The organism is Qipengyuania sp. NPDC077410 (genome assembly GCF_044543405.1).
In the GTDB taxonomy this organism is placed as follows: domain Bacteria; phylum Pseudomonadota; class Alphaproteobacteria; order Sphingomonadales; family Sphingomonadaceae; genus Qipengyuania; species Qipengyuania pacifica.
In genome coordinates this window covers 376,231-398,569 of sequence record NZ_JBITWB010000002.1, presented here as the reverse complement: position 1 = coordinate 398,569, position 22,339 = coordinate 376,231, and the positions used below count along the sequence as shown (strand labels likewise).

Genomic DNA, 22,339 nt, shown 5'->3' with positions numbered 1-22,339 from the left:
TGATGGCTAGCAGGCGAAGATTGCTGCGCATTTCGGCCTTGTCACGCAACATAGGCCCCTTATACCCCTAGCCCAGATGGTTCTGCGTTTCCCGCGCAGACCGCATATAAAATCAATCGGGAGGGGAAATTTCAGTGGACCTTGTTTTCATAGCAATTGTGCTGGGACTGCTTGCCGTCGTGTACGGCTTCGTCACCAGCCGCCAGGTGCTCAGTTCCGGCGCCGGCAACGAAAAGATGCAGGAAATCGCCGCGGCCATTCAGGAAGGTGCGCAGGCCTATCTCAAGCGCCAGTATACCACCATTGCCATTGTTGGTGTGGTCGTGGCGGTGCTCGTCTTCATCTTCCTCGGCATTATCCCGGCAACCGGTTTCGTGATCGGCGCGATTCTTTCGGGCGTTGCAGGCTTCATCGGGATGAATATCTCGGTACGCTCGAACGTCCGCACGGCTGCCGCTGCGCAAAGCGGATTGCAGCAGGGTCTCACCATCGCGTTTCGCGCCGGTGCCATCACCGGCATGCTGGTGGCGGGCCTCGCCCTTCTCGCGATCGCGGTGTTCTTCTGGTACCTCGTGGGCCCCAGTGGCCACGCACCCAACAGCCGGGAGGTGATCGATGGTCTGGTCGGTCTGGCATTCGGCGCCTCGCTCATTTCCATCTTTGCGCGTCTGGGCGGCGGTATCTTCACCAAGGCTGCCGACGTTGGCGCCGATCTGGTCGGCAAGGTGGAAGCCGGCATTCCGGAAGACGATCCGCGCAACCCTGCCGTGATCGCCGACAATGTGGGCGACAATGTCGGTGACTGCGCCGGGATGGCGGCCGACCTGTTCGAAACCTATGTCGTCACCGTCGGTGCGACCATGGTTCTCACCGCACTGCTGCTCAAGGGACTGGGCGATTTGCTGATGCCCATGATGGCCCTGCCGCTGCTGATCGGCGGTGCCTGCATCGTGACCAGCATCATCGGAACCTATTTCGTGAAGCTCGGCAAGGGCAGCACGAATGTGATGGGGGCGATGTACAAAGGCTTCCTCGTCACCGCACTGCTCTCGATCCCGCTGATCTGGATCGTGATCAATGTTGCCCTTGGCGGCATGGATACCGTCATCGGCGGCAGCACGGTAACGGAAATCGTTGCTGCAACCGATGGTACCAATCTCGCAGAAGAGGGGCTTTCCGAACAGATCGGCGGTTTCACCGGCTGGTCGCTGTTCTACTGCTCGCTCATCGGTCTTGCGATTACGGGCCTGATCATCTGGATCACCGAATATTATACCGGCACGAACTATCGCCCGGTAAAATCGATCGCCAAGGCATCGGAAACCGGCCACGGCACCAATGTCATCCAGGGTCTGGCCATCAGTCTTGAATCGACCGCATTGCCGACGATCCTGATCGTTGCGGGCATCATCGCCACGTTCCAGCTCGCAGGGCTCATGGGTATTGCCTATGCTGCCACCGCCATGCTGGCCCTGGCAGGCATGGTCGTGGCGCTGGACGCCTATGGCCCTGTCACCGACAATGCCGGAGGCATCGCGGAAATGGCTGGCCTCGACGACAGTGTACGGGAAAAGACCGACTTGCTCGACGCTGTGGGCAACACCACCAAGGCGGTGACCAAGGGCTATGCTATCGGATCTGCCGGCCTCGCCGCGTTGGTCCTGTTCGCAGCCTACACCACCGATCTTGCCGAATTCTTCCCGAATGCGGACGTCGATTTCAGTCTTGAGAACCCATACGTCATCGTCGGCCTGCTGCTGGGCGCGCTGCTCCCCTACCTGTTCGGTGCAATGGGCATGACCGCAGTAGGCCGCGCCGCGGGCGATGTGGTGAAGGACGTGCGTGAACAGTTCGCCGGCGATCCGGGCATCATGGCCGGCACCAGCAAGCCGAACTATGCCCGCACGGTCGATCTCGTTACCAAAGCGGCGATCAAGGAAATGATCGTGCCTTCGATGCTGCCGGTACTGGCCCCGATCGTGGTCTATTACGTGATCACGCTGATCGCGGGCCAAGAAAATGGCTTCGCTGCGCTGGGTGCACTGCTGCTTGGGGTGATCGTGGGCGGTATCTTCGTCGCATTGTCCATGACCGCCGGTGGCGGCGCATGGGACAATGCGAAAAAATACATCGAAGACGGCCATCACGGCGGCAAGGGCAGCGAAGCGCACAAGGCTGCAGTGACCGGCGACACCGTGGGCGATCCCTACAAGGATACGGCAGGCCCGGCGGTAAACCCGATGATCAAGATCACCAATATCGTCGCCCTGCTGCTGCTGGCTGCGCTCGCGACTGGCTGATCTTGTAATTTTGTCCAAATCCGGGGCGGCGGTATCGGCGGGTACCGCCGCCCTTTGCGTTTGGCGCATTAAGCAAGTTTAAGGCGCTTCGATATATGCTATCGCCCGACAAGGGGACGCCTTCAATTGACGCGGATCGAAGACCTGATCGAAGACGGCTGGCGTGGGGAACCCGCGAGCGTCGGGTCACGCGCCATTGGTCCCGACGGGCTTTCCGTACGACCCTGGAAAGACTGCATTTCGACGGAGTTCGTGCAATCGTGGCGCCGTCTTGCCGCGTCCGCAGCCACGCCCAATCCGTTTGGCGAACACTGGTTCGTCCTGCCCTCACTCGAGCAGTTCGATCCTCGCGGCACCGTTCATCTGGCGACACTGGTCGTGGACGGCGAACTGGCGGGCCTCATGCCACTTTACCGGGCCCGCGACTATCACGGCCATCCATTGCCCCACATCGGCAACTGGATGCACCCGAATAGCTTTTGCGGGGAACCGTTGATTGCGGGGGATCATGCAGACGCGTTCTGGTCGGCCCTACTCGACTGGAGCGACCGTAATTGGCGATCGAGCCTGTTCCTTCATATCGCTTGTCTCCCCGGCGACGGGATTGCTCTCGATACGCTGAACCGTGTCTGCAAGGCGAAGCGAAGGGCTAACCGGGTTGTCCATCGCGTTAGCCGGGCCTGTCTTCGCCGCGGTCTGTCGCCCGAAGCTCATCTGGTCTCCATCCTCGGAAAGAAGCGCCGCAAGGAATTGTCTCGCAAGCGGCGGCGGCTGGAGGAAACCGGCCATACGATTTTTACCAGAGCGACAGGGGAGGACTGTCTGGACGAATGGATCGACCAGTTTCTAAAGCTCGAAGATGCAGGCTGGAAAGGACAGGAAAGTTCCTCGCTCGTCAGCGCGCGGCAAACCGCTTGTTTTTTCCGTGAAAGCCTTCACGGCGCGGCCCGGGAGCATAGGCTGGAGCGGCTGGCATTCCATGTCGACGGCAAGCCGGTGGCGATGCTCTGCAATTTCGTCACGCCCCCCCTCGCCCACAGCTTCAAGACCGCTTTCGACGAGGATCTTTACAAACTGTCGCCCGGAATGCTGTTGCAGGTAGAAAACCTCGCCCTGCTGGAGCGCGAAGAAATCGGGATGACCGATAGCTGCGCGGCTGCCGGCCATCCCATGATCGAACAGATCTGGGACGATCGCCGCGAAATCGTTTCCCTGTCCATTCCGGTCGGCGGCGCGATCCGCCGGGGGGTCGGCGACATTCTGACATCAATCGAAGCCCGCAGGTCGGAGAACAACCGATGACCGCACACGATCAGACGCTTACCGCCCGCCGAACACGGGTGTTTTCGGGTGAATCATACGCTCGATTCGCACGTGATTACCCCGAAAGACCGCACGTCCTGCGCCATGACTTGAAGGATGACGACCGCCTCGCGCTCGATGCGCTGGCCGGTCTGGCGGAAGCTCTGCCGCAGCGTTCCGTCGAGTACAACCGCGGAGATCTGCCGGTAGGCGTGGATGGAAAGCCAGGTTCGAACGGGCTCACCATCGGCGAAACCATTCGCCATATAGCCACCAGCAACAGCTGGGCAGTGCTCAAGAATATCGAGCAAATCCCTGAATATAACGCTCTGCTGATGGGGCTTCTGGAAGAGCTTCGCCCCATGATCGAGGCCACGACCGGCACCATGCTGACACCGCAGGGCTTCATCTTCATATCCAGCCCGAACGCTGTCACGCCCTACCATTTCGATCCGGAACACAACATCTTGCTGCAGCTCAAGGGCAACAAGGTCATGACCCAGTTCCCGGCGGGCAACCCCACCTATGCTCCCGATGAGGTCCATGAAAGCTATCACCTTGGCGGACCGCGCGAACTGCCTTGGAGCAACGATTTGCTGCCCGGCGGCACCGCCTTCGCGATCGATCCGGGAGAGGCCGTCTACGTGCCTGTCATGGCGCCGCATTTCGTGCGCAATGGATCGGCCAGTTCCATCTCGCTTTCCATCACCTGGCGCAGCGAATGGAGCTACGCTGAATCCGATTCCCGCTGCTTCAACGGGATCGTGCGGAAATGGGGCATCAACCCGCGTGCGCCGGGGCGCTGGCCAGCCAGCAATCGTGCAAAGTCACTGGCCTACCGGGCTTGGCGAAGGACCTTCCGCTCCGCCAAGTGACTTGCTGACAGGTCGGGCGCTTGACGGATACGTAAACCCTCCGCAAAGCCATTGGAGTGAGCGAAAAACAGTCCCCTGAGCAATTGGTCGCAGAGCTCGTCAGCCTGCTGACTGTGTCCCGCGACGGCGAAGACGCCTTTACCGCCCCGCAGCAAGCTGGCGGGGTCGGGCGCGTATTCGGCGGTCAGGTCATTGCCCAGGCCCTGCAAGCCGCGCAAGCGACCGCGCCTGATGGGCTGGAAGCACATTCGCTGCACGCCTACTTTCTTCGTGGCGGGAAGGAGGGCGTGGATATCGCCTATCGTACCGCGCGCGACTTCGACGGACGCAGTTTTGCCAATCGACGCGTCGTTGCCAGTCAGGCAGATGATACTGGCGAGCAGCGCGCCATTCTGAACCTGACCGCGAGTTTCCAGCGACCGGAGGACGGCCTGTCGCATGACGATGTGGCCATGCCGGATGTTGCAGCGCCCGAAGAACTCAAGAGCGATCAGGAAATGCGCCGCGCCATGGTCGAGCGTGCTGGAGACCGAATGGGCGAACAGCAACGCGCTCTCGTCCTGCGCCCTCGACCTATCGACATGCGCACGGTCGATCAGTTGCACTGGATGAACAGCGAACCGCGCGCGCCCCGAGCGCATACCTGGTTCCGTACCGTCTCCGATCTGCCTTCGATCCTCGAGAACCCTGCACTGCATCGTGCGATTATCGCCTACGCGAGTGACTATACCTTGTTGGGGACCAGCGCGTTGCCCCACGGGCTTAGCTGGATGCGGGGCGAACTCGTCGGTGCCAGCCTGGATCATGCGATCTGGTTCCATCGCCCCGCCCGCGCCGACGAATGGCTGCTCTACGCCACCGATGCCCCATGGAGCGGTGGCGGGAGGGGTTTCAACCGCGGACGCATCTTCAACCGCGCGGGCGAACTGGTCGCCAGTGTCGCGCAGGAAGGGATGATGCGAAAACGGGTAAAGACAGGCGAATAGCTCGGCCCAACGGATGCAGACGCAAAAAGGGCGGGATGCATGGCACCCCGCCCTTCCTTCCTGGTCCTTCAGGAAGCTGGCAGATGGATTACCAGGAAGCCTGGAACCCGGCGCGTGCGCCCACCTCGCCGGAGTCGAAGCCGACCCCAAGGCCACCGGTAAACACGGTGTTGTCGCTTACGCGGAGGCCAACCGAAGCCGAACCTGCGACACGGTCGTTATAATAGCCGAAGCCGCCCGCTACGCCGAAGCGCTTACCCGGCATGATGATTGGCGATTCCATGGCCAGCGCCATTGCCACGCCTTCGTTTGCACGGCGGGCCTGCACGCTGTTTTCGGCAGCAAGGTCGAACAGGAGACCGGTTTGGCCCTGCAGATCCATGATAGCGGCGGAGTTGCCGGCGATCGCCACGCTGTTTGCCTGCACGTCGGTGAAGCTGGCAAGATTACTCAGCCCTGCTGACGAACTGACGCCCAGCGTTCCGTTGGCATCGGCTGTTACCACAGCAATGGGTCCGACTTGCGATCCTGTGCTTGTGTCGAGCGAAGCGACCACGACCTGTCCATCGTTGGTCGCGCTGGCGCCATTACCGATGGCGACCGAATTAGTGCCCGTCGCACTGGCCAGATTACCTACGGCAATCGATCCATCGCCAGCCGCAGCGGCAGCTTCACCTACTGCGACCGAGCGAACACCGGAGGCATTTGAAAGGTGGCCGAGCGCCGTGGCACGTTCCGCTCCAGCCGATGACTGCCAACCATAAGCTGTCGCGCCCGGACCTGTCGCAACGCTTTCGCCGCCGACTGCGGTGGTCGAATTGCCCATCGCCATCGCCGTGTCGCCAATTGCCAGAGCATCCACTCCATTGGCGATCGCTTCATTGCCGATCGCGGTGCTGAAGTCAGTCTGTGCATCGGCGTTCTCGCCTATCGCGACAGAGCGAACGCCCTGCGCGGTAGCGAGGTGACCGAGCGCAGTGGCTCGCTCTGCACCGGCAGAGGACTGCCAGCCAAAAGCGGACGCGCCCGGCCCGGTGGCAACGCTTTCGCCGCCGATAGCCGAGGTCGAATTGCCCATAGCGGTCGCGTCTGCACCAAGAGCAAGTGCATCCACACCGTCGGCAACCGAGCCATCGCCATCACCGTCGCCATCGCTGCCGATGGAGATAGCGCCCACGCCGCGAGCTTCGGCGTCGCCGCCGAGTGCGATGCCAGCGTCATCGGTTGCGAGGGCACCGAATGCGCCACCGTCGGTGTTGCCGCCGATAGCTATGCCGCCACGACCCTGCGCAGCGGCAGCTTCACCTACTGCGACCGACGCGAAACCATCCGACGTTGCCAGATGGCCCAAGGCGGTAGAGCGCTCTGCATTGGCTTGTGCTTGCCAGCCAAAGGCAGACGCGCCCGGTCCGGTCGCGACGCTTTCACCGCCGACCGCACTGGTCGAATTGCCCATGGCCATTGCCGTATCGCCAACAGCCAGTGCGTCGATACCGTTGGCGATCGATTCATTGCCAATCGCCGTTGCATTGTCCGTCTGGGCATCGGCGTTCTCACCGATCGCGACGGAGCGAACACCCTGTGCGGTTGCCAGATGCCCGACAGCAGTTGCGCGTTCAGCGGTTGCGAGTGCTTGCCAGCCGAAGGCCGACGCACCCGGCCCGGTTGCGACGCTTTCGCCGCCAATTGCACTGGTCGAATTGCCCATTGCCATCGCCGTGTCACCAACAGCCAGTGCATCGATGCCATTCGCGATCGATTCATTGCCGATCGCTGTCGCATTGTCTGTCTGGGCATCGGCATTCTCGCCCACAGCGACAGAGCGAACCCCTTGCGCCGTCGCAAGATGGCCAAGCGCCGTCGCGCGTTCACCGGTCGCCATCGATTGCCAGCCATAAGCGCTTGCGCCAGGGCCGGTAGCGACCGACTCTCCGCCGACCGCGGTGGTGGAAGGGCCGGTCGCGGTAGCGGGGGCGGCTCCGGCATCGTCGCTGCCGATTGCCACTGCATCGGTACCATCTGCCACGGCACCTGTTCCGACGGCGACGCCGCCGTTACCTGTCGCAACCGAATCGATGCCGCACTCGGTAGAATTTGTATTGGCGGCATTACATTCCGGGGTTCCATCTGCCAGCGCAGGCGTGGCAAATGCCAGGCCTGCAGTACCGGCCAGAAGCGCGGCTGCGATGCGATTTTCGAAAGTCTTGATCATGATGCTTTCTCTTTCCTTTAACGGACCAGAAAGCCGATCGACGCGGGCCATCCTCTCCCACAGCTGGCGGTTATTCCACCTTGTTCTGCACGAAGACCTACGGGTCTCGGCTGCCATCCCGATCGAGATGACGCCAACAGCTACTTGCGTGCAGCCCGATCGGATGCACTCGCGCGCAGAAAAATAAGAATATGCATCTCAACGCCCTGAATAGTATCAGAGAATTATTTTGAGATTTGGCTCAGACTTCCGCCAGAGGACCTGCCAGCAGGATCGGCATGGTAGGCGTTTCGTGCCGTTCGCCCGTGTCGTCTTCGAAAGTGACGGCCAGCGTTGCTCCCGCCGCCAGCAACGAGCTTTCCTCGACCGACAGGTCACGAGCGAAATTGCCCTGCTGGGGAATTGCGCCCAAAGATATCGGGGCACCACCTGCAGGAATGACCCATAGTTCGGGAGTCTTGCCCGGTTCCGCTTCCAGACCGGCGATTGCGAGCCTTAGCTGCCCGCTTTCGGGATCGATGCGGCTCGCAAGACTGCGATTGGCTTCCGCATCTGTCAGTTGGGCAACAAGTTGATCACCCGCAACTGCGGCAATTTCCGGCGGTGCAATCGGTGATGTCGCTGGGGTGGACAGGAAGAGAACCAAGGCCGCTGCTGCTGCGCTCACGCCAACGAGCGCAGCAGCAATGCTCCATCCCGCAGGGCCCCGCCCGTGCACAGGGGCCATCGCTGCTGCGGCCGGCATGTCTCGCTGGGCATCAATTGCGTCGATCCGTGCAACAATACCCTGCCATACAGCATCGGAGGGCAGAGCGCTCCGCGCTCCTTCACTCATCGCGCCGAGCCGGGCCTCCCACCATTCGACCGCCGCCGCGAAGGTCACGTCGGAAAGCTGCAAGCGACGAGCGGCCGCCAGGTCACTGCCCTCGAGTACACCCAGAGCGAGTTCGCCCGCGGTCAGGAACGGGTCGTCCGACTGAATTACTTCGTCATCAGCCACCAAGGCAGCCCTTCAAACCGGCAAGGCCGCGCCTGATCCAGCTCTTCAATGTGCCGAGCGGAACGTCGATTTTGAGAGCAAGCTCGGAATATGAATAGCCATCGAAGAACGCGAGCCTGATGGAACGGCGCTGATCACCCGACAGCCTTTTCAAACAGCGCGCCAAAGCTTCGCTCTCTTCCATCGCACACAACCATTCGTCGGCGGGAAGAACATCGGTGTCTTCGACTTCGGGCAGCGTCGCTTCCGCCCGTTCGACGATCCGACCGTCACGGCGCAGTTCGTCGAGCGCGGTATTCCGTGCGATCGTGCATAGCCAGGTAATCGGGCTACCCTTGCGGCTGTCGAAACGCGCGGCACGCCGCCAGACTTTGACATAGACATCCTGAAGGACATCCTCGGCTCGTTCGCGGTCTGGAACGATCCTCGCGATTGTGCCGAAAAGCTTGGCAGACGTCAGGCGATAGACGGTTTTAAGCGCCCTACGATCGCCGCCAGCAATGCCGGCCATCGCCCCCGTCAATTCCTCGCGCGCAGCCGACATTCGTCTCATCTACCCCCTGACACCGATGTGTCCGCCACCGGAGCATCGATGTCAAGGTAAGGTTCTGTCAGCGAAAACCATGTCCGCGAGGTATTTACTCGGTCGCGAGCGCCTTCTCGATCTCAGCCAGCGGGACCAGTTTGAAATTCTGCGCCTTCCCTTCGTTCATGCCGTCCTGGGCGATGAACAGTCCGCCGGGAAATGCCGGTCCGAAATCGCCTGCCATCGCTTCGATCCCGTCGGTCTCCTCGGCACTGCCGAAAGCACCTTTTGCGATGCGAAACCGCCCTGCAGGTGTCATGTCGGGCAAAGCATAACGCATATAGGTGTTGTCGCCCTGGCTGGACGCATAGAGCCAGCCGCCATCGGTGCCGTCGGGAACCAGCGCCAGTCCTTCAACATCGGCGACTAGCTTGCGCCCGTCCACCTCGGCGACCAGCTCGCCCGTCGTTGCATCGGACCGGAACCGCCAGATGCCGACGTCTTCTTCTCCGATGTAGAGCGTACCGTTGCGATGATCGACAACGCAGCCTTCGGGTTGGGTGCGGACCTGCATTGTGCGACGTTCGCGCGCGGCAGGCGCCGCGTCGAGCGCGATTTCCCATTCCCCGATCCGCCCGCTTTTGGGGGCAGTGTAGACGATAAGGGTGTTGCCGCGACGTGTACCGCAGATACCGTAAGCCTCGCCCGGACCGGTGGCGACGCGACCTAGCTTCGTCAGCGTGCCTTTCGCCGTATCGAGCCGATAAAGCATGATGCCGGCATTTACGGGATCACTCCGGTCACTGGCAAAGACGATCACGCCCATATCGCCCATGTCGACGAGATCGACATTGTTCAGCGCAGGGTGTTCGCTGAAGCTCTTCACCTCGCCGTCGAGGCCATAGACGTAGAGCCCGCCCTTCTTGTCGGTCGCGACGATCAGGCTGTCGCTCGGCGATGCGGCGTTGTGCCAGATCGCAGGATCATCGGCAGCGTCTTCATTCGCCGTCGCTACCGGCACGGTTTCTGCAACGGCATAAACCGGGACGGCTGGCTCGCCGGGCATTGGGGTAGTCGCACATGCGGCAAGACTGACGCTGGCGAGGATGGGAAGTGTGCTACGCATCAGAAAGTCCCCCTCACGCCGCCCTTCATGGTCCAGTTGTATTCCTCGTACTGGAACAGGTTACGCTGGTTGCCGAGCGTGTTGTAAGCAAAATATTTCGCGTTGTTGATGTTCACCCATTCATAGAAGATCTGAATACCATCGGTGACCCGAAATTTGGCCGACAGATCGAGCTGGAAGTGGTCGTCGACAAAGCGATCGTATTCGGCCGTCCCAGCCAGTTCGTCGAGATACTTGTCGCGGTAGGTGCCCGACAGGCGGATATCGACCGGTCCTTTATCGTAACCGAGCGATAGGTTGGCAGTATGCTTCGATGTCGCGGGGAGCGTGATCTTGCGAGGATCGGCAATGTCGCCATCGGTGAACACCGTGCCCGTTGCATCGGTATAAGTGTAGTTACCGCTGACGACGAACCCGTCAAACGGTTCGGGCAGGAAGGTAAACGCCTGCGAAACTCCGATTTCCACGCCGAACACCTCGGCCGTATCGCCATTCAGAGGAATGACCGCCTCATCGAATTCAATCCCGCGGTAGACACCGTTGAACGGCGGATCGTCACCCTCGAAATTGGCATCCACGATGTAATCCTTGATGGATTTGTAGAAGATGCCGGCCGTGATCGCACCGGTGCTGCTCATGTAATATTCGGCCGAGGCATCGAAATTCCACGCCTTGTACGGCAGAAGGTCGGGGTTGCCGAACTCGCCTTCGCGCTCGTCATCGTCATTCTGTTCGACAGCGAAACGAGGCGCAAGGCGCGACAATTTTGGGCGCACGAGACTGCGGTATCCGGCTAAGCGCAGAACCACGTTCCGGGTCGGCTCGAAACGGACATTCAGGCTGGGCAGCCAGTTGCCATAGTTCTTGTCGATCGTGGTGGGTTCGACGAGCACAGTGTCGTCGGCGGCTTCACCCCCATCAGGCAAAGTGCCCCCTTCCTCGACGAGCGTGACGAGATTGCCGCGAATGTCGTTGCTGGTGTGTTCGTAACGCAGACCGCCGATGACACGCAGAGTGGAGCTGTCCCACCGGCCAAGAAGATAACCAGCCATGATGTCTTCGCCGACCGAATAGTCAGACACCGCTGAATCGAAGGCACTATCGAGTGCAACAAATTCGAAATCGTCACGATTTGCGCGGAAGAAGTCGCTGGCACCGGTGTTGCTCGCCATCGGTTCGAGGGAAATCAGGCGATAGGTGGCAGAGCCCAGAGCCTGGTCCAGCGTGAAACTGTCGTTCTCGTAAAATTCGATGTTGGCATTGTAACGCTTGTCCCGCCAGCGGCCCTTGGCACCGGCCTGAACCGTGAATTCACCCCCGTCCGTGATGAACCGGCGCCCGAAGTCAACGCGTCCCGCCCATTCCTCGTCACTCGCGTCCGAAAGCGCGGTGTATTCGATATCGGTCAGTTCGTAAGCTGCCGGATCGTAGAAGCTGCCCGGATCGGAATTGACGGTGTAGAGCGGAACGCGCGGATCCGTCAGATCGAAGCCGATTTCGAGGCCGTCGTCCGAGAAACGCTGGCGGAATTCTGCCGGGTCGACGCTGCCATTCTCGCGTTCGGAAGCGCGGGCATAGCTGGCAGAGTAGTCAGCGAACCAGGTTCCCGTATCGGTTTTTCCGCCTGCAACGACAGACCAGATCCGCTGGCGTTCGAAACGGTCCTTGATATCGCGTTCTACGCCGATCCGCTGGCGCACCGTGTCGGCAGGATCGTCGCTTTCCGGATCTTGAATGGTCGCATCGTTGAACGTTGCGATGCCGTTGGCGAAGCTGGTCGGTCCGTAATCCTCGAAGTCGCCCATGTCGAACGTCAGCCGGCGGCGATATTCCTGATCGTCGAATTGGCTCCACGTCCCCTTGACGTAAAGGTCGGTGGTATCGCTGGCGCGAAAATCGAAGCCCAAGGTGCCGCTGATCCGTTCGCGTTCCACGTCATAGTCGCGATACTGCAGTTCGAGAGGAACGATGCCGCCCTCGTCGATCCAGTCGTCGGCTTCGATATTGTCGGTTTCAAACTTGCGTCGATAATAGGAAACGCCGCCGGATATGCCGAAATTGTCGCTAAGAAGCGTGGCGAAATCGAGGCTTGCTTTCGGCGTCAGTGCGTCGGCGTAATCGTTATAACTCCCTTCGAGCTTGACGATCAGCAAGTCCTTCTTGCGATCGAAAGCGCTGGTTGTCTGGATTTCGACCGAAGCACCGATTGTGTCGGCATCCATGTCGGGAGTGAGCGATTTCTTCACTTCGATAGATTCGATGATGTCGCTGGAGATAACATCGAGCGCGACCGAGCGCACATCGCTTTCGGGTGAAGGCAAACGGACCCCATTGAGTGAGGTCGATACGAGCTCCGGATCGAGGCCGCGCGCCGATACGAAGCGCCCCTCCCCCTGATCGTTCAGCACGTTCACGCCGGGCAGGCGGCGCAAGCTTTCGGCGACGTTCTGGTCGGGGAACTGGCCGATCGCATCGCGCGTCAACACATCGGAGATGCCATCGGCTTCCTTCTTGCGCGAAAGCGCGCTGGACAAGTTGGCAGCCTGACCAACCACCAGGATCTCATCATCCCCGAAACCTGCGAGCGCAACATCCTCGCGCACTGTGCCGGTAGCGGGGACGCTGATCGACCGGGTGGCGGTTTCCGCACCGACATACGTAATTTCCAGCGTGTAATCGCCAGCCGGAACATCGGCAAACAGGAAGGAGCCGTCTCGCGATGTTGCTGTCACGCGGTCCAGTTCGACAATGCGGACCTGCGCACTACGCAGCGCAATGGTGTTACTTGTATCCGAAACCGTCCCGGCGACCTCGCCAGCATGAGCAAGAACGGGAAGTGACATGGCGGCGATTGCAGCGCCGGCGAATAGGGAATGTCTGATTTTCATGGTTGCCCTCCGAGTAAGTTGAGGGCCGCCTAGCTTCGGTGTTTGACCGGTTGATTGCCGCACGGAGGCGGTTTGACGACAAATGCGCTATTTTTGCCTTTCATTTGTCACAATGCCGGGCCTTGCGAGCGCTCGACCGACCGTCAGTGCAAATAATGCGGGCCAAACGCGCAATTTGCGTGTAGGGCGCACGCGATTGCGGGCCGTGCCCGCTCCGCGACGAGCCGGCACCCCCTGCCGAGCCCCGCGCCCAAAAGAAAGAATTCAATGTCGTTTTCCCACCTCCCACCGGTGATCGGCGAGGCTTTGACCGCTCGTGGCTACGAGGCGCTCACCCCCGTTCAGAAGGCCGTGACCGAAGCCGAATCGCATGGTCGCGACCTGATCGTTTCCGCTCAGACCGGCAGCGGGAAGACGGTTGCCTTCGGCCTGGCCCTTGCCGACCAGTTGCTGAGCGACCTCGGCGGCTCGCCATTGAGCGAGACCCCCCTCGTGCTCGTAGTGGCTCCAACGCGCGAATTGGCGCTGCAGGTCAGCCGTGAACTTGGGTGGCTTTTTGCAGGTGCAAGCCTGCGCATCGCAACCTGTGTCGGCGGGATGGATGCGAGCAAGGAACGGCGCAACCTGCGTGGCGGACCGGCCATCGTCGTCGGCACCCCGGGGCGCCTGCGCGACCATATCGAGCGCGGCGCATTGGACCTGTCGGGCCTTATCGGCGTGGTACTCGACGAAGCGGACGAAATGCTCGACATGGGTTTTCGCGAAGATCTCGAGGAAATCCTCGACGCGACACCCGAGACACGCCGCACGCTTCTCTTCTCCGCCACCATGCCCCGCCCGATCGAACGGCTGGCCGAACGCTATCAGCGCAACGCATTGAGGCTTTCGCTGGTCGGCGAAACGCGTGGACATGGCGATATCGCCTATCAGGGCGTTGCTGTCGGGCCGTCGGAAATCGAAAACGCGGTTGTCAACCTGCTGCGTTTTCACGAGGCTGAGACGGCAATCTGCTTCTGCGCCACTCGCGAAAGCGTCCGCCGCCTTCACGCGACCTTGCAGAACCGTGGCTTCGGCGTGGTCGCGCTTTCTGGTGAGCATTCGCAGAGCGAACGCAATCAGGCCCTTCAGGCACTGCGAGACCGCCGCGCACGCGTGTGTGTGGCGACCGACGTTGCGGCTCGCGGTATCGATCTTCCGACCTTGAGCCTCGTCATTCATGTCGAGATACCGCGCGACGCGGAAACGCTGCAGCACCGTTCCGGTCGCACAGGCCGTGCGGGCAAAAAGGGTATCGCCGCCATTGTGGTCCCCCACAACCGGCGCCGCCGGGTGGAAGGCATGCTGCGGGGCGCACAGATCGAAGCCGAATGGATCGATGCGCCGACTCCGGAAGCCATCCGGAAAAAAGACCGTACCCGTCTGATCGAGAACCTCACGGCACCGCGCGAAATCGAAGAGTATGATCGCGAACTCGCTGCCGACATCATGACCCGTATGGCCCCGGAAGATATCGCCGCTGCACTGGTGCAGGCGCACAGGGCGGAAATGCCCGAGCCGGAAGAACTGCTCGCCAACACGCCCGAAGCACGTGAAAAGGCCAAGGCCGAACGTCACCGTCCCGGCTTCGAAGATGTCGTGTGGTTCCGCATGGACATCGGGCGACGCCAGAATGCCGAGCCGCGCTGGATTCTACCGCTGATCTGTCGCCGCGGGCACATCACGCGGAATGAAATCGGTGCGATCCGCATTGGCCAGCATGAAACCTGGTTTCAGGTGCCCCGTCCCATTGCTGCCAAGTTCGCGGATGCTGTGCAGCGCACAGCAAGCCCCGATGACGAACAGGACGCCATTGCCATTGTCGAAGCACCGGAAGGCCCACGTGTCGAAGCGCGTGAGAACCGCAAGCATGGTGGCGGTGGCAAAGTCCACGCTCGCCCGCTGAACAGGAAGCCCGGCGGCGGCGGCGGCTTCAGAGGGAAGTCCGGCAATGGGAAGCCGGAGGGCAGCGGGTTCCGCGGCAAGACCAACGACAGCAAACCCGGTGGCGGTTTCCGGGGCAAGTCTGGCGAGGGCAAACCCGGCGGCGGCTTCAGGGGAAAACCCGGCGATAACAAACCTGCCGGCGGCAAACCCTTCAAGAAGGGCAAGCCCTTCAAGGGGAAGGGTAAACCGCCCAAGCCCTGAAGTGGGCCGCTGACCTTGCACCTATGAACACACCGGCTAGGGTAATGCTTTGCCCTAGCCGGAGCGTTCCATGATCCTACGCAGCCTCGCCATAACGACTGCCCTGTTCTTCACCACTTCTGCGATCGCGCAGCAGCCGGAAGGAGAGCCGGCGGGCATCGATCCGGACAAGCTGGAAGAAACCGTGCGCACCATGGCTTCCGACCAGTTTGAGGGACGAGCGCCTGGAACGGTCGGCGAAGAACGGACCATCGGTTACCTCATCGGGCGTTTGCAGGGACTGGGGCTGGAACCGGGCGGCGAAGACGGTACTTGGACCCAGAAGGTGCCATTGCTTCACACGCGCCTTGGCACCCCGGGGACCCTGTCGTTCAAACATGGCGGCACGACCAAAAATCTGAACTTCCCGAAAGATATTTACGTGTCGACCCTGCAGCCGTCCGATACGGCCGCTATCGACAACGCCCCGCTGGTTTTTGTCGGCTACGGTGTCGATGCGCCAGAACGAGGTTGGGACGATTTCAAGGGTGTCGACCTCAAGGGAAAAGTCGCCGTGTTCCTGGTGAACGATCCGGATTTCCATGCCCAGGATGGTGAAGAAGTCGCGGGCACATTCGGGGGCCGTACGATGACCTATTACGGCCGCTGGACCTACAAATTCGAAGAGGCTGCGCGGCAGGGGGCGATCGGCGCGCTGATCGTCCACGAAACACCGGGTGCTGGTTATGGCTGGAATGTCGTGGAGAGCCCTGGGGGCGAGAATTACGATGTCGTCCGCCCCGAGGATTATATCACCAGCCTTGCGCTGCAGGGCTGGATCTCAGGAGAAACCGCCGAAACGCTGTTCGCTTCTGCCGGGCAGGATCTGGCCGAACTGAGCATCGCTGCGCGGCGCAGGGATTTCAAACCTGTCGATCTTGATACGACGTTTTCCGCATCGTTCCCCGTAAAGAGCGATGTAGTTCAGAGCCAGAATGTACTGGCGAAGATCTCCGGCACATCAAAACCGGACGAAAGTATAATCTACGGCGCTCACTGGGACGCCTATGGTGAAGGTGAACCGGACGAACAGGGCCGCATCTACCGCGCAGGCGCGAATGACGATGCGCTGGGCGTTGCCGGGCTGTTTGAAATCGCCCGCGCATTCAAGAGTGGCCCCGCGCCCGAACGCAGCGTGATCTTCGCCTTCTGGACTGCGGAAGAGCGCGGGTTGCTCGGATCCGAATACTATGCCGCCAATCCGATATATCCGCTGGACAAGACCGTCGCCAATTTCGACCTGGACATCTTGCAAACCGCGGGCCGGTCGAAGGATGTGATCCTGGTCGGTAAAGGGCAAAGTACGTTGGAAGACGATCTTGCCCGCTTTGCGCAGGCCCAGGGGCGTACTGTAAGCGAGGAAAGCCTACCCGAACGTGGCCTGTTCTATCGAGCCGACCATTTCAGCCTTGCCAAGCGCGGCGTGCCGGTAATGCTGATGATGGGCATCGCGGGCGCTTCCGATCTGGTCGAAGGCGGTAACGACGCCGGTCAGGCGTGGGTCGATGCCTACACCGGTGATTGCTACCACGCCGCCTGCGACGCTTGGAGCGAAGACTGGAACCTTGCAGGAGCGGTGGAGGACATCGCCCTGTTCCGCGATATGGGCGCCGAGCTAGCAAACAGCGAGCACTGGCCTGAATGGAAGGACGGCTCCGAGTTCAAGCAAGTGCGCGAAGAAAGCGCAGGGGCGAGGGGCGCGCACTAAGCCTACCGAGAAAATGCAGGCGATAATGAACCGGCCGAATAAAGCTGAGGGCCAGCCATTTCAATTGCCTGCGCTTGAGCGTCACACATTCCGTTTTGGCCGAACACGGTCAGCTATGATCGTGTAAATCCACCGCTCTTGAGAGCCGTACGTAAACTTGTGCCATTCAATCCTCGCTTTCTCAAATCCAAGGATGCGCAAGTATTCTTCAACCAGCAGCGGGGGGAGACGATACCAACCGTCAGTTATACCGTGCGGATCAGAACCACGAGGCATGAACTTTGGATTTTTCGCAAACTTGCTCTTCAATTTAGAATAGGGCGAAAGATCGGCAACTATAATCGTCTCATCGGTAATACGCGCGGCATTCTCCAGGGCTAGAAAAGGGTCGCGCAGGTGCAATAGAATGCTTCCAAAAACGGAAACTTCTACAGAACCAATTGAGGTTGGAATGTCGTATACCACTCCATTGACCATCTTTGCTCTAGAAGAAAAAGCTTCATGACATAGCCAGTAGCCATTATTAATCATTCGCAAATGATTGCGACGGCTTTCCCGTGCAGCTTTATTGTCATTGACTTCGAAAGGAACAATATCCCAATCGAATTCATCCGACAGGTCGTATGAAACCACATCGGCGCCTTGCTTCTCAATGAAGAAGCTCAAAATGCCGGAGGCTGCACCAACGTCGAGCACGCGCTTACCCGCAAAGTCGAAATGCCCTAAATACTCGCCCTCACGACCTCGGAGGTCCCACTCGCCTGCGATGGTCCCATGGCCGGGGACGTCCATCGTGTGGTAGAAATAACAATCACTTAAAGATTCAATTTTTCGAGGTTCCGCATACGGGGCACCTAAACCCGCGACATCGGCGCGCCCAAGCTGTTCATGCATAAATTCTTCCAAAAGCTGCTTGGCGTTCCTATAGATTGGAGTGCTTGAACTGCAAGGCGCCTATCCGGATAGCAAATATTCTCTCGCTCATTACGAAAAAGCGACGAGCACGATCGAAACGGTCAGAGCGCGCTCCTAAGTCATTCCACGACCGTCACCCGCCCGCGTGGTAGAAGTAGTAGATCTGCTGCGCCACGCCTTCGCTGATGCCGGGCGCGCATTCAAGAGTGGCCCCGCGCCCGAACGCAGCGTGATCTTCGCCTTCTGGACTGCGGAAGAGCGCGGTTTGCTCGGATCCGAATACTATGCCGCCGATCCAATTTATCTGCTGGACAAGACCGTCGCCAATTTCAACCTGGACATGTTGCAAACCGCGGGCCGGTCGAAGGATGTGATCCTGATCGGTAAAGGCCACAGTACGAAGACGATCTTGCCCGCTTTGCACAAGCCCAGAGGCGTACGGTAAGCGAGGAAAGCCTCCCGAACGCGGCCTGTTCTATCGAGCGGACCATTTCAGCCTTGCCAAGCGTGGCTTATGTGGAAGGACGGCTCCGAGTTCAAGCAAGTGCGCGAGGAAAGCGCAGGCGCGAGGGGCGTACGTCAACCTCAAGAGTAAGTGTGTTTCTCAAGTTGAAATGCAATAAGATTACTCGCAACTCTGCGACCCAAATTCTTTGCGAACAATCTCAGTAGGGTGTTCGTAAGCGGACAGCGCGGGTGTCTCGACACGCAAATGCTGCACACCAGAGATAATCCGATCTCGCAGCCACGCATTTCCCCGGGACTCGTCTAGGTCGGGAAAAATCTTGGTTGCATGGAAGAGAAGCTCTGACGGGCTGAAAACCCAAATTCCCCGCGAATGGGCGTTTGCAAGCTGGCCGGCCAGAGCCACGTTCGTAACTGATCCAACCGCCCTCGCCCGGTCGTGAAGCGATGCGAGGGTTGATGCCTTTGCGGTGCGCCACTCGTCCGGTGAGAATCCACGACTGTGGAGAGAACAGGCCAGTTCGGAGAGATTGGATACCGACGCTACCCAATCCCTCTCAGGTTGCACGAGAACAATTAAAACCAATCGGTATCCGTTTGTGCCATCATCAATGCTCACTCTCAGATTGCTTTTATCCGTGTCAGGATCCTGCGCTTCTAAGCGCGCGGACAGGGCTTCGACAGCCAGCATGTCCATCAGGGCGGCATCGAGCGCAACAAGGCGTCGCAGTGGTGTATCGGACGAAGGAAGCGACCAACTCAGCGCTGTGCCGATGCGACTTCGAGGCTCGGCAGCGACGCTGAGATTTGAAATCTTATCAGCTTCTAATTCCCATTCCGAAGAAGGCTCTCGTCTCGTACCTTCTGGCCGCCAGTCACCGAAACGGTCTTCGATCAAGGCTATGACTGCATCTGGATCGACATCGCCAACAACGCTGATCACTGTCGATACTGGGTGATAAAGATCGCGATAAAGTGCCTCGATCACTTCGATTGGTGCGTTCGCCACATCTTGCGAGTTCTGAGCATCGATAAGGTCGGTCGGTGTTCCAGGCCCAACGGCCGCGACAAGATCGGCATAAATGTGATTCCCGATCCTCTTCTCGTCCATTTCTCTGAGCACGTCTGCACGTTGGCGCTCAATCGCTTCCGGCAGAAAGGTCTGCTCGCTCGCAAACTCCCGCAGAATAAATAGGAGGGTATCTATGTCCTTCACTTTACTAGTGCGGGACGAGAAGTAGTACCTTGAACCGCGCCAATCGGTTGCTCCGGCAGATGGAGCCGGGAATGATACTGGCATACCTATCTCGAGGAGTTGGCCCGGCGGTATGTTCGTCGTGCCATCGAAAGCCATGTGCTCGATGAAATGGACAAGTCCGCGCTCACCTGGTCGGCGTTCCGCAATGAATCCCCCTTCAACGTACATCTCGATGCCAATTCCGGGCTCGGATGATTTGCGCGGCAAAATAACGTAACGCAGGCCGTTTGGAAGTTCGCCAGTCCTCGCGTCGATGACTTCATAAGAACCTACCAAGGGCAAAGTGCCATGTGGGGAAAGCTCCGATTGGACGTCTTCCGACGCCAAGGAGCCTTCAGTGGGCAAAATGCCAAGCAAAAACACCGCTGAAAGTGTTACCCAAAATCGGCAGGTTAACGGTCTCATCATTGCTGGCTGCCACCCATTCACAGTATGTTGCGGGGAATGCTCTCACAGGAAAACGGCGACGCTAATGAACATTTTTCGCCACCTAAAAATCAAACAGCTGATCTACCCTGATGAATATTCGCGATCAATTTAGCCAGACTAAATCCACTAGCCAGGACGGGGAGTTAGCCTTCAATGGTTCTGAGCCTCACCCGCCGGCGTGATAGAAGTCGTAGATCTGCTGCGCCACGCCTTCGCTGATACCGGGCGCGCGTTTGAGGTCGTCTAGCGCGGCCGCTCTTACTTTTCCCGCGGTGCCGAAGTGCAGCAGGAGCGCGCGCTTGCGCGAGGGGCCGATGCCGGGAATCTCATCCAGCGGTGATGCGGTGATCGCGCGGCTGCGCTTTGCGCGGTGGGCACCGATGGCGTAGCGGTGAACCTCATCCCGCAGGGTCTGCAGATAAAACAGCAGCGGTGAATTCACCGGCAGAGTCTTTTCCCGCCCATCCGGGAAGTGGAACACCTCGCGACCCTCCCGCCCGTGATGCGGGCCCTTGGCAATGGCGATCAGGGGCACATTCTCGATCCCCATTTCCGCCAGAGTGTCGCGCACCGATGACATCTGGCCCTTGCCTCCGTCGATCAGGACGAGATCGGGCCATACGGTTTCGTGGCTATTCGCCTTCCCCTCCTCGCCATCCGGATTTTTAGCGAGGTTGCGGAAGCGGCGGCTCATCACTTCGCGCATCATGCCGAAGTCGTCATTGGTCTGCGCGCTCTTGATATTGAACTTGCGGTACTGGCCCTTCTCGAACCCTTCCGCACTTGCCACGACCATCGCACCAACCGCCTTCGTACCCTGGATATGGCTGTTGTCGTAAACCTCGATACGTTGCGGGACGTCATCCAGTTCAAGGAATTCGGCCAGTTCGCGCAGAACCTTTGCCTTCGTACCGCTTTCGGCCAGCCTCCGGTCCAATGCCTCCACAGCATTGCGCTGTGCCTGGCTCATCAACTTCCTGCGCGTGCCACGCTGCGGGATCGAGATCGCCACCGAATGTCCCGCCTTTTCAGCCAGCGCTTCTGCAACGAGTGCCTGTTCGGCAAGTTCGCGATCGACCAGTATCGTACGCGGAGGAGGCACTTCCTCGTAAAATTGCAGCAGCACATCGGACAACACCTCGTCCATGTCGAGATCGCCGATATTGCGCGGATAGAACGTGCGGTGCCCCCAGTTCTGCCCGCCGCGAATAAAGAAAGCCTGCACGCCTACTTGCCCACCCTTGGCTGCGAGTGCGAAGACATCCGCGTCGCCGACTCCCTGCGCATTGATGGCCTGGCTACCCTGGATGAAGGTTGCCGCACGCAAACGGTCGCGCAGGATGGCCGCGGTCTCGAAATCCAGATCTTCGGCCGCCCTCGCCATCTGCTTTTCGATCTGCGTCTGAACGGCGCCCGATTTGCCGCCAAGGAAATCCTTCGCTTCTCGCACAAGGCTGGCATAGCCCGCTTCGTCGATGCGGCCGACACAGGGGGCCGAACAGCGCTTGATCTGGTAAAGCAAACAAGGCCGGTCGCGATTGTTGAAAAAGCTGTCGGTGCAGCTGCGGAGCAGGAACAGCTTCTGCAGCGCGTTCAGCGTCTTGTTGACGGAACCGGCGCTGGCGAAGGGGCCGTAATAATTCCCCTTGGCCTTGCGCGCACCGCGATGCTTCATGATTCGCGGATAGGCATGATCGGCGCGCAGCAGGATGAAGGGGAAGCTCTTGTCGTCGCGCAGCAGCACATTGAACGGCGGACGGTAGCGTTTGATCAACTGGGCTTCGAGCAGCAGCGCTTCTGCTTCGGAATTGGTGGTAACGATTTCCATCGCGCGGCACTGGCTGATCATGCGCTGGATGCGGTTGGTGAGCCCCTTTATCTGGGTGTAGTTCGCCACGCGCGCCTTCAGGCTGCGCGCTTTCCCGACATAAAGCACATCCCCTCGCGTATCGAGCATGCGGTAGACGCCGGGCCGTGGCTTTAGTGTTTTCACCGTATCGCGGATCGCCGTGATACCGGCTTCGAGATCGGGCTGCGCGCTGGCCACGACCTTGGTCGCGCTTTCCTCGTGAAAACGCTCCTTGCCTCTCGGATCGTGTGGAGAACTGGCTTTCGTACGCGACATG

14 protein-coding genes and 1 pseudogene are annotated in these 22,339 nt (G+C 59.9%); 7 read left to right on the top strand and 8 right to left on the bottom strand.

Going from position 1 to position 22,339, the window contains the following annotated elements; translation table 11 throughout:
- Nucleotides 1-134: 134 nt before the first annotated feature.
- From ACIGGE_RS09855 to ACIGGE_RS09840, 4 genes are all read left to right on the top strand, one after another.
- Nucleotides 135-2,300: a sodium-translocating pyrophosphatase gene (locus ACIGGE_RS09855; protein ID WP_196846547.1), complete on the top strand. Its 2,166-nt coding sequence runs from the start codon at nt 135-137 to the stop codon at nt 2,298-2,300.
- 126 nt (nt 2,301-2,426) lie between these two features.
- Nucleotides 2,427-3,602, top strand: coding sequence for a GNAT family N-acetyltransferase (locus ACIGGE_RS09850; RefSeq protein ID WP_397490208.1), 1,176 nt, complete (start codon nt 2,427-2,429; stop codon nt 3,600-3,602).
- Nucleotides 3,599-4,477, top strand: coding sequence for a transcriptional regulator (locus tag ACIGGE_RS09845; protein ID WP_397490207.1), 879 nt, complete (start codon nt 3,599-3,601; stop codon nt 4,475-4,477). The genes ACIGGE_RS09850 and ACIGGE_RS09845 overlap by 4 nt, the downstream gene beginning before the upstream one ends.
- A 56-nt stretch (nt 4,478-4,533) precedes the next feature.
- On the top strand, nt 4,534-5,463 hold the full coding sequence (locus ACIGGE_RS09840; RefSeq protein ID WP_397490206.1) for an acyl-CoA thioesterase: 930 nt from the start codon (nt 4,534-4,536) through the stop codon (nt 5,461-5,463).
- 88 nt (nt 5,464-5,551) lie between these two features.
- Here ACIGGE_RS09840 and ACIGGE_RS09835 read toward each other — a convergent pair whose 3' ends face one another.
- The 5 genes from ACIGGE_RS09835 to ACIGGE_RS09815 form a co-directional block, all read right to left on the bottom strand.
- Nucleotides 5,552-7,675, bottom strand: coding sequence for a YadA-like family protein (locus ACIGGE_RS09835; RefSeq protein WP_397490205.1), 2,124 nt, complete (start codon nt 7,673-7,675; stop codon nt 5,552-5,554).
- A 241-nt stretch (nt 7,676-7,916) separates the two neighbouring features.
- The gene (locus ACIGGE_RS09830; protein ID WP_397490204.1) at nt 7,917-8,675 is read right to left on the bottom strand and encodes an anti-sigma factor domain-containing protein; all 759 of its coding nucleotides are present in this window, start codon (nt 8,673-8,675) and stop codon (nt 7,917-7,919) included.
- Entirely contained in the window at nt 8,668-9,219 is a 552-nt protein-coding gene (locus ACIGGE_RS09825) for a sigma-70 family RNA polymerase sigma factor (protein WP_397490203.1), read from the bottom strand. The genes ACIGGE_RS09830 and ACIGGE_RS09825 overlap by 8 nt, the downstream gene beginning before the upstream one ends.
- A gap of 94 nt (nt 9,220-9,313) precedes the next feature.
- On the bottom strand, nt 9,314-10,327 hold the full coding sequence (locus tag ACIGGE_RS09820) for a phytase (protein ID WP_397490202.1): 1,014 nt from the start codon (nt 10,325-10,327) through the stop codon (nt 9,314-9,316).
- Nucleotides 10,327-13,215: a TonB-dependent receptor gene (locus ACIGGE_RS09815; RefSeq protein ID WP_397490201.1), complete on the bottom strand. Its 2,889-nt coding sequence runs from the start codon at nt 13,213-13,215 to the stop codon at nt 10,327-10,329. The genes ACIGGE_RS09820 and ACIGGE_RS09815 overlap by 1 nt, the downstream gene beginning before the upstream one ends.
- 267 nt (nt 13,216-13,482) lie before the next feature.
- On the opposite strand from ACIGGE_RS09815, the gene ACIGGE_RS09810 reads away from it, so the two are divergent.
- Both ACIGGE_RS09810 and ACIGGE_RS09805 read left to right on the top strand, forming a co-directional pair.
- Complete coding sequence (locus tag ACIGGE_RS09810; RefSeq protein ID WP_397490200.1) at nt 13,483-15,399, top strand: DEAD/DEAH box helicase; 1,917 nt, start codon at nt 13,483-13,485, stop codon at nt 15,397-15,399.
- A gap of 70 nt (nt 15,400-15,469) precedes the next feature.
- Entirely contained in the window at nt 15,470-17,146 is a 1,677-nt protein-coding gene (locus ACIGGE_RS09805; protein ID WP_397490199.1) for a M28 family metallopeptidase, read from the top strand.
- An 81-nt stretch (nt 17,147-17,227) separates the two neighbouring features.
- Here ACIGGE_RS09805 and ACIGGE_RS09800 read toward each other — a convergent pair whose 3' ends face one another.
- Complete coding sequence (locus tag ACIGGE_RS09800) at nt 17,228-18,040, bottom strand: class I SAM-dependent methyltransferase (RefSeq protein WP_397490198.1); 813 nt, start codon at nt 18,038-18,040, stop codon at nt 17,228-17,230.
- Nucleotides 18,041-18,245: 205 nt separating this feature from the next.
- On the opposite strand from ACIGGE_RS09800, the pseudogene ACIGGE_RS09795 reads away from it, so the two are divergent.
- Nucleotides 18,246-18,576, top strand: a pseudogene (locus tag ACIGGE_RS09795) (M28 family peptidase); the annotation flags it as partial.
- Nucleotides 18,577-18,686: 110 nt separating this feature from the next.
- On the opposite strand, the gene ACIGGE_RS09790 reads toward ACIGGE_RS09795, so the two are convergent.
- Together ACIGGE_RS09790 and uvrC are read right to left on the bottom strand one after the other, a co-directional pair.
- Complete coding sequence (locus ACIGGE_RS09790) at nt 18,687-20,111, bottom strand: M16 family metallopeptidase (protein WP_397490196.1); 1,425 nt, start codon at nt 20,109-20,111, stop codon at nt 18,687-18,689.
- A 268-nt stretch (nt 20,112-20,379) separates the two neighbouring features.
- Nucleotides 20,380-22,338 carry an excinuclease ABC subunit UvrC gene (uvrC, locus tag ACIGGE_RS09785; protein WP_397490195.1) on the bottom strand — a complete coding sequence of 653 codons (1,959 nt, stop codon included), beginning with the start codon at nt 22,336-22,338 and terminating at the stop codon, nt 20,380-20,382.
- Nucleotide 22,339: the final 1 nt, after the last annotated feature.